Source organism: Macrococcoides bohemicum (assembly GCF_016865215.1).
Lineage (GTDB): Bacteria > Bacillota > Bacilli > Staphylococcales > Staphylococcaceae > Macrococcoides > Macrococcoides bohemicum.
Window position 1 is genome coordinate 1713135 of sequence record NZ_CP054482.1, and the last position, 14218, is coordinate 1727352.

A 14218-nucleotide genomic window follows, 5' to 3' on the forward strand; every position below is an offset into this window, starting at 1 on the left:
GCTGTTTTAAATCATCATTGAATTACTTTAAATATTCATCTACAACATCTGCTACTTGTTGGACATGTGTGCCGATGATAACTTGAGCATTCTTACGCCCAACCTTCATTACACCAGCTGCACCAGCACGTTTAATCAAGTTCTCATCCACAATTGAATTATCCTTTAGTTCAAAACGTAAACGCGTCGCACAGTTTGTTACACTTTCAATATTCTCTTTACCGCCTACACCTGAAATTACAGATTGTGCAAGTTTATCGTATTTTCCAGGTTGAGATGTGCTAACGACAACATTTTCTGATGATGTATGACCCATATCTGCATCTTCTTGCGCAATCATCTTAGCGATATCTTCGTCAGATTCACGACCTGGAGTTTTAATATCTTGTAGTTTAATAATTGCTCTAAAAATTACATAGTATAATACAAAATAAACTAGTCCTAATACTAAGAGCATAAATGGGTTATTAGCATTCGGATTTTTAGTTGAAAGCAAAAAGTCAATTGCTCCTGCACTAAAACCAAAACCAGCCGTCCAATGCATACTTGCCGCAATAAACATTGAAATACCCGTCAATAATGCATGAATTAAATATAAACTTGGTGCAATAAATAAAAATAAGAACTCTACAGGTTCAGTAACACCTGTAACAAATGCTGCTACGGCACCTGCTAAGAAAATACCTGCTACCGCTTTTTTACGTTCAGTTTTTGCTGAATGATACATTGCTAACGCAGCTCCAGGAATACCGAACATCATCACCGGGAAGAATCCCGCTTGATACATACCAGTTACTCCCTTAACAGCGTCTTTACTTTGGAATTTTCCAATATCATTAATACCAGCAACATCAAACCAGAAAACAGCATTAAGTGCATGGTGTAATCCAGTTGGAATTAATAAACGATTGAAGAATCCAAATAGACCTGCTCCGACTGCTCCTAATCCAATCATCCATTCACCGAAAGAAACAAGTAATCCGAAGAAGAATGGCCACACAAATAATAAAATAACTGACAAAATCATTGCAAAGACAGATGTTAAGATTGGCACTAATCGTCTACCACTAAAAAATGCAAATGCTGTTGGCAATTCAGTTTGATGAAATTTGTTAAAAGTCCAAGAAGAAATGAAACCAACAAGTAAACCAATAAATACGTTATTGATCTTTCCAAAACTCATATCAACTTTTTCAGGTTTGATATGCAGTAAGTTTGCTACGGAAGCTTGTGATAAAACAGTTGTAACAACTAAAAATCCCACTACTGCTGCTAATGCTACAGCTCCATCTCTAGATTTAGACATCCCAAGAGCAACACCAATCGCAAAAAGTAAACCTAAATTATCAAGAATTGCTCCTCCAGACTTAATTAAAAATCCAGCAATAGGGTTATTTGCACCCCATCCTGTTGGATCAATCCAGTAACCTATACCCAATAACAGTGCTGCTGCTGGTAATACAGCTACAGGTAACATCAGACTTCTACCTAATCTTTGTAAGAAAGAATACATATTCTTACCTCCTATGAAATAAAATTTTACACTACACTTTATTCTATTATTTAAACTCAACGGATACAATATATTTTTTGTTAAGCATATATACATTTATTGTACAACCTAAAATATATATGCAATAATATTATATATTGAAAAAAAGACTTTTAATTATATGGTTTGTTCGCTATAATAAACTAATAACTAATTTAAGGGTGATTGAATGAAAGGTCTTCCATTTCTATTTAAAGGTAGATTAACTGCATATCAAATATCTACTGCTACAGATATTGATATTGAATTAATTGAATCACTGTTTACAGATGAACAGAAAATTGAATCTTTAGATGATGATACTTATACAAAACTTAAAAATTTAGAGCGCAGTCTCTTTCCTACAGAAATTAAAAATAATGAAACAAGTGCATAACTTGATTCATTATTTTTTTATGTATTATCATACTGATTTTGAAGATATTTCATTGAATCTACAATAAGATGTTTTAATACTTTAACATCAATTTGTTCTATATCACTTATATATACACACGTCTTCCCTAGTGTATGTTTCCCCAACTCCTTTAGATAACGATCACGATTAATATTATCCTGAGCAAAGTACAAACTTATTTTACTTTTCTTCAGACCAAATGCGATGAGCGGTGCATCTCCTTCTATTTGATCGTTTAACTTATAATGATATTTTCCAAACCCTATAATATTAGGGCCCCACATCTTTCCGATAAATCCAGAGCTTTCTTCAAAGATTTCCAATAATTTAATACAGTCTTTCCTACGTCTTTCATCTTCTATCGTTTCAATAAATTCTATTACTGAATCTTCTTTTTTCATCCTATGTATCGTCATGATGCACCCCCATGTTACTTTTAATAAATTATACTATATATTCTGAATATTTAATATATTGATTTTGAATTTATTAATAATTTTACATGCTATATTTTACTCTATTAATAATAATACTTCGTTCATATTATATAGGGGGATCATTAACGATGGTTTTAGTTTTATTTGATATAAATTTTTTATACGTTATGCGTTTAAAGTAGCAGTATACGGGGAAATAGTATTATAACTTAAATATAAAAATTTGGAAGTGGGTGAAGACTTATGAGTATCATCGTACTAAAAACGTCTTATCCTTACTCATCTGATGAAAAAACAGAATACAAATTAATTCAAAATGAAGTTGAGAAAGTATCATATATTAGTAAAATCAAAGAAAAAACACAGGCTATCGCTAGTAAAACAAACCAACCTCAAATCATAAAACTTGAATTTATTTACCCAGAGGACAAAGAGACGTATCTCTACAAAACATTAAAACACGAAGCGTAATAATTACGCTTCGTGTTTTAATTTAGTTATTAATGTATTTGTTTTACTTTCTAATGTTTGTGTAATCTCTTCAATTGCCTCATTTTTCTTATATTGTGCAGTAAAAGTCTGACTATCAATTGGTTCACCAAACATAATATAACATTTTTCTTTTCCAAATATTACATCTTTAAACTTAATCGGTCCTTCGTAAGCTGCTGGTAATAGTTTAGATTTACTCATTACAGAAATAGTGGCTGCCCCTTTTTTCATCGGTGCATTATCTGCGCGTTGTCCACTTGGAAATATCCCAACAATCTTATGCTCTTTAATTAACTTTACTGGCGTCTTTATTGTTGATGGTCCTGGATTCTCTCTGTTTACAGGGAATGCATTCACAGATCTAAAGAACTTATCAAGTAACTTTCCTTTAAACAATTCCTGTTTCGCCATATAGTGCACTTCTCTTGGGTATAGTGCCATTGCAAGTATAATAATTTCAACCATACTTCTATGATTACATGTAACGATAAACGCTTCATTTTTAGGGACATTTTCTTTACCTATTATTTTAACTTTACGTAATAGAATATTTGTTACAAAGTAAATAAGCGTTGCCAAAAATTTGTACATGTTATGTGCTCCTTGTTGTTTGATATAACATTTTTTTATTCTATGTTTTATTCTTTGTTTTGTTCTTTGAATTATATATTTGTTTTTTAATATGCTTCATAATTTTAACTCTATTTTATTTTAGCACAATTTAAATGCATATGAATATACTTTGTTGATTTGTCGATTTCGTGAACTGAAGGTTTAATATATGAAATTTTCAGATATAAATGGTATCTTATTTTATTATATCAACTATATTTAGGGGGAAATTTAATGGAAAGATATAATCAACATGATAATGAAAAAAGATTAATACATAATAATGAATCATATGATGCTAATGAAAACGTTCAATATATTCGTAATGATGAGCCGCGTACATATAAAAAGAATAATGGACCTGGCTTTTTTAAATTATTGTTAGCTGCCGTCCTCGGTTCAGGTCTGACGATTGGTGCATCGCATCTACCTAATTTAGTATCTCCAGGTACAGGTTCTAATCCTAATGCTACACCGATTCAGGTTGACCAGAAAACTGCCGGTAATAATACAGAACTTGCTGATATGTTAGAGCAGGTTTCACCTGCAGTCGTCGGTGTCATCAATATGCAACAGGCAAATAGTAGCATCTTTGATATTTTACGTGGAGATAGTGGTAGTAGTGAAGAGACACCTGCAGGCACTGGGTCTGGAGTTATCTATCAGTCGAATGATAATGAAGCATACATCGTAACTAACAACCACGTTGTAGAAGGCGCTAAAGATTTAAAAGTACGTTTATCTACAGGGGAAACTGTGGATGGTACTTTAATAGGAACCGATGCTTTAACAGATATTGCAGTATTAAAAATCTCTGGTCAATATAATATTAAGCCTATTCCGTTTGCAGATTCTTCAAAAATTCGTATCGGCGACACTGTTTATGCAATCGGAAATCCATTAGGTGTTGAATTATCAGGTAGTGTTACTGAAGGTATTATTAGTGCAAAAGAAAGAACAATGAAGGTCGATACTTCAGCTGGAGAATCGTCAGTAAAAGCAATTCAGACTGATGCTGCAATCAATCCTGGTAACTCAGGTGGAGCGTTAATTAATAATCAAGGGCAGTTGATCGGTATCAATACTTTGAAGATATCAGCAGACACTGTCGAAGGTTTAGGCTTTGCAATTCCTTCAAACGATACGAAAGTCATCATAGATCAACTTGTAAAAGATGGTAAAGTGGTTCGCCCATTCATGGGCCTTGCATTGGTTAGTATTGAAAATGTACCTGCTAATTATTTAGAGAAAATGAATGTATCGGCTAACACAGGAGCACTTGTTGCAGGCACTGATGAAAAAGCCGGTAAAGTATTTAGAGAAGGCGATGTCATTACTCAAATTGAAGGACAGGATGTTAAAACAGATGGCAACGTTCGCAACTATATATACAAGAACAAAAAAGCTGGAGATAATGTAAAGTTTACAATTATCCGTGATGGTAATAAAAAAGACGTTGAACTGACATTAAGAAGCACTGAAGATAAATAATAAAATAGGACTAACAACATTGTTGTGTCGTTAGTCCTTTAATTTTAGAATCCTCTGCCAGCGCCACCGCCACCAAAGTCTCCGCCGCCAAATCCGCCGCCGCCGAATCCGCCTGAAGAGAATCCGCCGCCGAAGCCTCCACCGGTTGGGAAGAAGATGACAGGTCCTGATGAACGTCTACGTCCACCACCGCCGCCACCTCGGCCACCTCCCATAAAGATAGAGATGACTAAGTATAATAAGAATAATCCAATTAATATTTCGAATACACTAATACCTTCTGAACTATCATCGACCATCGGTGTATCTCTCGTATATTTTTCACCATCAAATCCATAACTTTTACTTACTTCATCAAATATTGCATTATAAAGTTTTCCAAGCCCTTGAGCATAAAGTGCCTTACTCTCAGCAGTTTCACCTTTTGGATCAGCTGCAAGTGCTTTTTGTACATCAGGCATCGCATATTTATCAATCATAGCTCCGACCTTCGCATCATTTAAGACACCTTCCAAGCCATAACCAACTTGTACTTCAATACCTCTATTTCTAAATTCATTACCGTTATCTAAATTAAACAAAATCACTATCCCGTTGTTTTTCTCTTTATCTCCGACGCCATATTCACGTCCAACGCGAAGTGCATAATCTCCTCTTACTTCTTGCCCTATCGACGGCATCGTCATGATTAAGATTTCAGCGGTAGTACCTTTTTGTAACGTTTCACCACGCTGATTGAGAAAATCTTTTTCATTTTGTTTGAATATGCCGAGATGGTCCTGAACAAATATAGGTTGTTCAAGCTTTGGCAATGGCTCAGCTGCATTCGCCGGTAAAGTAATCGTGAAGATTAAAAAGAGCGCGATAAAAATCGCGAACTTTTTCTTATACATTATTTACTTTCTCCATCAGCATTAAAATCGATACTTGGTGCTTTATTTGCAGCTTCATCGGCTTTAAAGAATTCTTTCTTTTCAAATCCAAGCATGCCAGCATATAAGGCTGCAGGGAAACTTCTTACCGCTTTATTGTAAGTTGTAACAACTTCATTGTAATCATTACGCGCTACAGCGATACGATTTTCTGTACCAGCTAATTCATCACGTAAACCTGTAAACTGCGTATCAGCTTTTAGATTCGGGTAATTCTCCTGAATTGCAATTAAACGACTCAATGCTGAGTTTAATTCCGCATTGGCATTTGCTTTATCTTCCATTGAACCGTTTTCTTTTGCACCTGCTAATTTCGCACGTGCATCAGAAACATCTTTAAATACTTTTTCTTCGTGTTTTGCATAACCTTTTACAGTTTCAACTAAGTTTGGAATTAAATCCAGACGTCTTTGTAACTGTGTATCAACCTTTGCTTCCGCATTTTGCACATCAGCATCTAGTCCGACAAGTTTATTGTAAGGACCGATTAACATACTACCAATAATTAATAATAAAACAACTAATCCGATAATAGGTATTAATAATTTTTTCATATCATTTCTCCTTTTAATTAAGTATTTATTTTTACCCTCTAAATTGGCTTCTAAACGCCTTCAATAAAGAAATGTTAAAGAGATGAAGCATAATGCTTCATCTCTTTAACATTTAATCATTTATTTATATGTGATCATAAAGTACTTTTTCTTACCACGGCGAATTATTGTAAATTCTTCTTCAATTTTATCTGCTGAAGTAATTTCATGACTTGTATCTGTAACTTTTTCACCGTTCAACGAAATCGCACCGTTCGTAATATCTTCACGTGCCTGACGTTTACTTGGTGCAATACCTGCTTCGATTAATACTTCAACAAGATTCGTATTTTCTACAGCTTTCTGTGGTACGTCTTTAAAGCTCGTACGTAACTGGTCTGCTGTTAAGGCTTTTAAATCACCTTTAAATAAAGAATCAGTAATATTGATTGCTTCTTCTAATGCAGCTTCGTCATGTACATATTTTGTAACTTCTTCAGCCAATTTCTTCTGAGCTAAACGTAAATGAGGTTCTGTCTCAACTGACCTTTCTAACGCATCAATTTCTTCTTTACTTAAGAATGTAAAGTATTTTAAGAATTTAATTACATCGCTATCCGGTGTGTTGATCCAGAATTGGTAGAACTCGTACGGACTTGTCTTCGTACGATCTAACCAAATCGCGCCGCCTTCAGATTTACCGAACTTCTTACCGTCCGATTTCACAACTAATGGTACTGTCATACCGAATGCTTCAACTTCACCATACATACGACGCATTAATTCTAAACCACTCGTAATGTTCCCCCATTGGTCACTACCACCAATTTGAAGTTTAACGTTATGTTCTTTGTTTAAATGACCGAAGTCTATTGCCTGCAAAATTGTATAAGTAAACTCAGTAAATGAGATACCTGTCTCTAAACGTGATGCAATACTATCCTTGTTTAATAAGTAATTCACACCAACGTGTTTCCCGTAGTCACGTAAGAATGTTAATAGATCAATTTTACCTAACCAGTCTTTATTATCAACATGCATCGCGCCCGTATCACCGCCGAAATCAAATAATTGTTCCATTTGCGCTGAAATACCATCAACATTGCGTTGAACTTGTTCTATTGTTTGTAAAGTACGCTCGTCTGTACGACCTGATGGATCCCCAATCATTCCTGTAGCACCACCAATTAATACAACTGGACGATGACCATGTTGCTGGAATCGTTTCAATGTCATGAAAGGTAACAAGTGACCAATATGCAAGCTGTCTGCAGTAGGATCGGTTCCGCAATATATACTGATACTCTCCTTATTCAGTAAAGCTTCAATTTCTTCTGGATGCGTTTCCTGATAGATGAGACCTCTCCATCTTAAATCTTCTAATAATGCATTTGCCATCTTTGTTCCTCCTCTAAAAATTATTGTTTAAATTGCTGATATGGATGAGACTTTAATATCAATAAATGATTTATAATAAAATAAAAAACACCCCTACAAAAAATGTAAGGGTGCTCATGCACGGTACCACCATACTTATGATTAAATCATCACTTATTAATGAAAAAGGTCATTATCCTTAAGGCAGAAAGTTTAGGTGTATTCATATGTTCATTGCTTAGTTTGCACCAACCACTAAGTCTCTTCATTCAATAAGTCATACTACTTGTCCTAAAAACCTTTATATTCAGTTCAATTTAAATTATGATACTAGTGTAAACAATAGATTCTATAACGTCAAGTCCCTGAAATTATGATATACTAAAAAAATATTCAGGAGGAAATTTGTATGCCGAAAAAACAACGTCAAATATTCAAACCTAAACAAACGAAAGATAATATAAAATCAACTTTTAAGTCTATAGAATTTACCCCTTACGTATGGTTTCACGGTATTTACGAAACGCTTACACGTACCTTTCTGTTCCTGTTAGTAACTGGATTACTCATCGGTACATTACTTTTAGGACTAGGTACAGGGTATTTTTTAGCACTTGTTAAAGATGAACCGGTAAAAAATAATACTGCACTTAAAAAATCATTATACGAAATGACACAAAGTACTACAGTTTATTTCGGTACCGGTGAATCTCTTGGTACACTTAATGCTGACGTACAACGTGAAGTGATTAAGTATAATAAAATGAGTCCCCACGTCATCGATGCATTAATTGCTACAGAAGACGAAAATTTCTATAAACATAATGGTATTGTACCTAAAGCATTTATCCGTGCAACTGCACAAGAGTTTTTAAATATGGGCGTAACAAGTGGGGGTAGTACGCTAACACAACAACTAATTAAGAATCAGCTGCTAACAAACGAAACGTCTTTTAAACGTAAAGCAAAAGAAATGATGCTTTCGTTTAAAGTTGAGAAATCACTCTCTAAAAAAGAAATTATTGAAGCTTATTTAAATGTTGTCAGCTTTGGTCGAAATACAAATGGTCAAAATATTGCCGGAGTTCAGGCTGCTGCACAAGGTATATTTGGCGTTGATGCAAATAAATTAAATATCGCTCAAGCAGCTTATATTGCCGGTATGCCTCAAAATCCTTATACATACACACCATTCTTACAGACAGGTAAGATTAAGAAAGATAAAGACTTGAAGTTCGGTTTTGAACGCCAACAATACGTGCTAATGCGTATGTATCAAGAGAAAAAAATTACGAAAGCGCAATATGAACAGGCTAAAAAATTTAATCTAAAAAAATCATTTACAAAAGATTTCGAAGTTCCTAACGAAAAATATCCATTCTTAACTCAGGAAGTTGAATCACGCGCAATTGATATTCTAAAATATATATTCGCTGAAAAAGATAATGTTTCTCGCCAGGAATTAGATGAAACACCAGTATTAGAAGAAAAATATGTCGGCATAGCAAATCGTGCTATTCGAAATAATGGTTACATCATCGACACGACAATTCACAAGAAAATTTTTGATACGATGAATCAGATTAAAGATAACCCAAATTACTATTCTTATGCCAGAAATGCAAATGTAAATGGTAAAACAAAACCAATCAATATGGAAGTCGGTGTCCTTTTAAAAGAAAATGACTCTGGTAAAATTCTGTCATTCATCGGTGGACGTAATCATAATGATTCTCAAAATAACCATGCGACTAAAACGAAACGTTCTCCAGGATCAACAATTAAACCTTTACTAACATATGCGCCAGCAATCGAATATGGTGTCACTGCACCAGAAGCAGCATTACTTGATAAACGATTTAATTATAATGGATACTCTCCAGAGAACTATGCAAGAATGGAATATAACGTTGTAACAACGCGTTATGCATTAGAGAACTCACTTAACTTAAGTACATTACGTTTATACTCTGGCATTCAAGATAGAAAGCCATGGGAATTATTGCAGAAGATGAACTTTAACATACCGAAGTCAGAACAAGAGAACTTATCATTAACGCTTGGTGCCACTGATATTACGTTAGAAAACAATGTCGATGGGTTTTCTACTTTAGCAAATAAAGGGAACTATCAGGAAAGCTATATGATTGAGTCGATTAAAACGCGTGACGGTAAGGTCATCTATCAGCATAAAGCGCGTCCTGTTCGCATTTACAGTCCAGAAACTGCATATATTACAACAGACATGCTGCGTGGTGTATTAGATACAGGTAGTGGCTATCAGTTAAAAGGATCATTTATGTATAACCAGGATTGGGCAGGAAAAACAGGTACAGCGCAAGAAGGTAAAGATAGCTTATTTATCGGCTATAATCCAAAAGTAACGATGGGCATCTGGATGGGATATGACGTCCCTACTTCATTTGATGAAGAAAATCATTACCAGTTACGATTATGGCGAGATATAATCAATCAGATTACCACTCAGGATCAGCTACAGATGGGTGTAGGTGAAAGATTTAATCAGCCTGATGATGTTAAAAAGATTGAAATATGTCAATATTCAATGTCTCAAAAAGGATCATGTGATGGCGGTGAACCTCTGAAACAAAGCTTAGTATGGAGTAAGACAGATACCTCACAAAAGAAATTAGATGATTATAGAATATTATCTCGTTTAGGTGAGAAACTAGATCCTGAAACGAAAAAGAAAATCTCATCTAAACAAAGTGCATCTGATACTTTATCAAAAGCAAATCAAAATGCAAAGCCAACGAATGATAAGAAGAAAGATAATCAAACTGCACAATAAAATAAGCCTCCACGATATAATTCATGGAGGCTATAATAAGAAAACTCACTAAAAATAATTTTAGTGAGTTTTTTATATGGATTAGAATAACCCTACTGCATTGCCATCTGCGTCAACATCCATTTTTAACGCTGCTGGTTCTTTTGGAAGACCTGGCATTGTCATGATGTCTCCAGTTAATGCTACGATAAATCCTGCACCTGTTTTAGGAATTAACTCGCGAATTGTTACATTAAATCCTGTTGGACGACCTAATTTTTTAGGATCATCTGAGAATGAGTATTGTGTTTTCGCCATACAAACAGGATATTCATTCCAACCATTTTCAACAATTGTTTTTAATTGTTTTTTCGCTTTTTCTTCAAATACTACATCATCAGCCCCGTAGATTTTTTGAACGATTGTACGAATTTTTTCTTCAACTGGTAAAGTTAATTCATATAAAGGTTTGAAGTTTTGTGGTGTTTCCAGTACTTCAAGTACTAATTTAGCTAGCTCAACGCCGCCTTTTCCACCATGTTCCCAAACTTCAGTTAATGCTAATTTAACACCTTGTTCTTTTGCCCAGTTTTGAACAAATTCACGTTCAGCATCTGTATCTGTTACGAAGTTGTTTAATGCGATTACTGGTTCTACACCGAATAACTTTAAGTTTTCAATATGTTTTGCAAGGTTAGCAATACCTGATTTTAAAGCTTCTACGTTTTCATTAGCTAAATCTGTTTTTGCTACGCCACCGTGCATTTTTAATGCACGAATAGTTGCTACAACAACGATAGCATCTGGTTGGATTTCAGCTTTACGTGATTTGATATCCATGAATTTCTCAGCACCTAAGTCAGAACCAAATCCTGATTCAGTAACAACGATATCAGCTAGTTTACGTGCAGTCTTCGTTGCGATAATAGAGTTACAACCGTGTGCGATATTTGCAAATGGTCCACCGTGGATTAAGGCTGGTGTGCCTTCGATAGTTTGCACTAAGTTTGGTTTTAACGCATCTTTAAGGATTAAAGTTAACGCTCCTTCTACACCTAAATCTTTAACTGTAACTGGTTTACGATCATACGTATAACCAATTGTCATCTTACCTAAGTTTTCTTTTAAGTCAGTGATGTTATTTGATAGACAGAATACTGCCATGATTTCAGAAGCAACAGTAATATCGAAACCATCTTCACGTGGTACACCTTTGAAAGGTCCACCAAGACCAACAACGACTTGACGTAATGTACGATCGTTCATGTCAATAACACGTTTCCACTCAACACGTCGTGGATCAATGTTTAATTGGTTACCTTGATAAATATGGTTATCGATGAATGCAGCTAACGCATTATTTGCAGTCGTGATGGCATGTAAGTCGCCGTTGAAATGTAAGTTGATTTCTTCCATCGGTAATACTTGTGCACGACCACCACCAGTAGCGCCACCTTTCATACCGAATACAGGTCCTAAACTTGGTTCACGTAATGCAACCATAACACTTTTACCTAACGCTTTAAATGCATCTGAAATACCAACAGTTACTGTTGATTTACCTTCACCAGCTGGTGTTGGGCTCATCGCAGTAACAAGGACAATCTTACCTTCTTTGTTTGTTGTCACTTTAGAAGTATCAATCTTTGCTTTAAAGTGGCCATAAGGCTCAACTGCATCAGCAGGGATTGCCGCTTCTTGTGCAATTTCTAAAATAGGTCGAACTGTCGCTTGGTTAGCGATTTCTAAATCTGATAAATATTTAGTCATTTTCACATTCTCCTAATCTTAAAAGTGGCTTTACTATTCCATAATAAGATAACGCTTTCAAGATGTCGACTAATTTTACAGAAATTTTAAGTAAAATTTACATTTAATCTTCCATCGTTGATAAATCACCAGTTGGTAAGTCTAGTTCCCATGCTTTAAGTACACGTCGCATAATTTTACCTGAACGTGTCTTCGGCAACTTATCTTTAAATTCAATTTCTCGCGGTGCTGCATGTGCTGCAAGACCTTCTTTTACAAACACTCTGATTTCTTCTTTAAGCTCGTCACTTTCTTTATAACCTTCACGTAAAGCAATAAATGCTTTAATGATTTCACCGCGAATTGGATCCGGCTTACCGATGACCCCTGCTTCCTGAACGGCAGGATGCTCAACAAGCTTTGATTCAACTTCAAAAGGTCCAACACGTTCTCCTGCCGTCATAATTACATCATCGACTCGGCCCTGGAACCAGAAATATCCATCTTCATCCATATAAGCACTATCACCTGAAATATACCAATCACCTGGTAAGAAGTAAGATTGATACTTTGGTTCATTATTCCAGATTGTCTTCATCATAGATGGCCAACCAGCTTTCATCGCTAAATTCCCCATTCTGTTTGGTGGTAACTCATTACCTAAATCATCTACGATAGCTGCCTGAACACCTGGCAATGGTTTACCCATAGAGCCTGATTTAATATCCATATCTGGTATATTCACAATCATATGTGCACCCGTTTCAGTCATCCACCAAGTATCATGAATGCGAAGTTTAAATACTTTATATCCCCATTTTACAACTTCAGGGTTTAATGGTTCACCAACTGATAGGATATGTCTTAAATGTGATAAATCATACTTTTCAACTAGTTCATCACCTGTTCCCATTAACATACGGAAAGCTGTTGGTGCTGAATACCAGACAGTCACTTTAAATTGTTCCAGAATACCATACCATCCTTCAGGTGAGAATCTTCCCCCAGCGATGACATTTGTTGCACGGTTTAACCATGGTGCGAATATACCGTAACTTGTTCCAGTTACCCAGCCTGGATCTGCTGTACACCAATATACATCATCTTCTTTTAAGTCTAATACGTAAAGACCTGAAATATAATGCTGAATCATTGCATTCTGTGCATGTAATACACCTTTAGGTTGTCCAGTTGAGCCAGACGTGTAATGCAGAATCAATCCGTCGTCACGCGTTAACCATTCTACATCAAACTCAGTTGATGCAGCTTTAAAATGATGATTAAAATCTATGTATTTATCTTCGACATTATCATCGATTACGACGATATGTTGTAATTGCGGTAATTCACTTTGTGGAATGCGTCCAAGTAAGCTATTTGTCGTAATGATGACACTTGCTTCACTATTTTGCAGACGGTCTTTAACTGCTTTCTCCATAAACGCTTCAAATAAAGGACCAACGATAGCACCAATCTTAAGCGTACCGAGTAATGCAAAATAAAGTTCAGGTGAACGTGGCATAAAGATAAAGACGCGATCCCCTTTTTTCACGCCTGCTTCTTTCACCAATACATTCGCAGCTTTATTAGAATTCTCCATCATTTCTTTAAATGTATAGCTTTCATTTCTGTTTGCATCTTTATAGAGTAATGCAACTTTATCACCATATCCATCTTCGACATGTTTATCGATACATTCATATGCCATATTTACTTTTCCTGTTTCAGACCATGAGAAATGCTTCTCAATCTCATTCCAGTCAAAGTTCTCATACGTTTTATCATAATCCTTTAAATTATGATTACCTCCTGTTGCCTTAAATATTTCTGTCTTCACAATAAATCCCCCTTGTAA

12 protein-coding genes are annotated in these 14218 nt (G+C 35.2%); 4 read left to right on the top strand and 8 right to left on the bottom strand.

Going from position 1 to position 14218, the window contains the following annotated elements:
• Window positions 1–22: 22 nt before the first annotated feature.
• Window positions 23–1513 carry an N-acetylglucosamine-specific PTS transporter subunit IIBC gene (gene nagE / locus HT586_RS08850; protein ID WP_111744643.1) on the bottom strand — a complete coding sequence of 497 codons (1491 nt, stop codon included), beginning with the start codon at window positions 1511–1513 and terminating at the stop codon, window positions 23–25.
• Between the two features lie 208 nt (window positions 1514–1721).
• Between nagE and HT586_RS08855 the strand changes: the two genes are divergently transcribed.
• Window positions 1722–1928 carry a hypothetical protein gene (locus tag HT586_RS08855; protein WP_096076141.1) on the top strand — a complete coding sequence of 69 codons (207 nt, stop codon included), beginning with the start codon at window positions 1722–1724 and terminating at the stop codon, window positions 1926–1928.
• A 17-nt stretch (window positions 1929–1945) separates the two neighbouring features.
• Here the strand turns inward: HT586_RS08855 and HT586_RS08860 are convergent, their stop codons facing one another.
• Complete coding sequence (locus HT586_RS08860; RefSeq protein WP_096076140.1) at window positions 1946–2365, bottom strand: DUF1801 domain-containing protein; 420 nt, start codon at window positions 2363–2365, stop codon at window positions 1946–1948.
• 264 nt (window positions 2366–2629) lie between these two features.
• Here HT586_RS08860 and HT586_RS08865 point away from each other — a divergent pair, with 264 nt between their 5' ends.
• Entirely contained in the window at window positions 2630–2857 is a 228-nt protein-coding gene (locus tag HT586_RS08865) for a hypothetical protein (RefSeq protein ID WP_111744640.1), read from the top strand.
• A 3-nt stretch (window positions 2858–2860) separates the two neighbouring features.
• Here the strand turns inward: HT586_RS08865 and HT586_RS08870 are convergent, their stop codons facing one another.
• Window positions 2861–3469, bottom strand: a complete 609-nt coding sequence (locus tag HT586_RS08870) for a lysophospholipid acyltransferase family protein (RefSeq protein WP_096076138.1) — start codon at window positions 3467–3469, stop codon at window positions 2861–2863.
• A gap of 255 nt (window positions 3470–3724) precedes the next feature.
• Between HT586_RS08870 and HT586_RS08875 the strand changes: the two genes are divergently transcribed.
• Complete coding sequence (locus HT586_RS08875) at window positions 3725–4981, top strand: S1C family serine protease (protein WP_203545623.1); 1257 nt, start codon at window positions 3725–3727, stop codon at window positions 4979–4981.
• A 44-nt stretch (window positions 4982–5025) separates the two neighbouring features.
• Here HT586_RS08875 and HT586_RS12525 read toward each other — a convergent pair whose 3' ends face one another.
• The 3 genes from HT586_RS12525 to tyrS all read right to left on the bottom strand — a co-directional run bounded on the left by HT586_RS12525 (window position 5026) and on the right by tyrS (window position 7844).
• Window positions 5026–5874: a TPM domain-containing protein gene (locus HT586_RS12525; protein ID WP_203545624.1), complete on the bottom strand. Its 849-nt coding sequence runs from the start codon at window positions 5872–5874 to the stop codon at window positions 5026–5028.
• Entirely contained in the window at window positions 5874–6467 is a 594-nt protein-coding gene (locus HT586_RS08885) for a LemA family protein (protein WP_096076135.1), read from the bottom strand. Before HT586_RS08885 ends, HT586_RS12525 begins: the two co-directional genes overlap by 1 nt.
• A 120-nt stretch (window positions 6468–6587) precedes the next feature.
• Complete coding sequence (gene tyrS / locus HT586_RS08890; RefSeq protein WP_203545625.1) at window positions 6588–7844, bottom strand: tyrosine--tRNA ligase; 1257 nt, start codon at window positions 7842–7844, stop codon at window positions 6588–6590.
• 388 nt (window positions 7845–8232) lie between these two features.
• Here tyrS and HT586_RS08895 point away from each other — a divergent pair, with 388 nt between their 5' ends.
• Window positions 8233–10635, top strand: coding sequence for a transglycosylase domain-containing protein (locus tag HT586_RS08895; protein WP_203545626.1), 2403 nt, complete (start codon window positions 8233–8235; stop codon window positions 10633–10635).
• Between the two features lie 81 nt (window positions 10636–10716).
• Here the strand turns inward: HT586_RS08895 and HT586_RS08900 are convergent, their stop codons facing one another.
• Window positions 10717–12384 (bottom strand): formate--tetrahydrofolate ligase, encoded by a 1668-nt coding sequence (locus HT586_RS08900; protein WP_203545627.1) that lies wholly within the window; start codon window positions 12382–12384, stop codon window positions 10717–10719.
• A 103-nt stretch (window positions 12385–12487) separates the two neighbouring features.
• Window positions 12488–14200 carry an acetate--CoA ligase gene (gene acsA / locus HT586_RS08905; RefSeq protein ID WP_203545628.1) on the bottom strand — a complete coding sequence of 571 codons (1713 nt, stop codon included), beginning with the start codon at window positions 14198–14200 and terminating at the stop codon, window positions 12488–12490.
• Window positions 14201–14218: the final 18 nt, after the last annotated feature.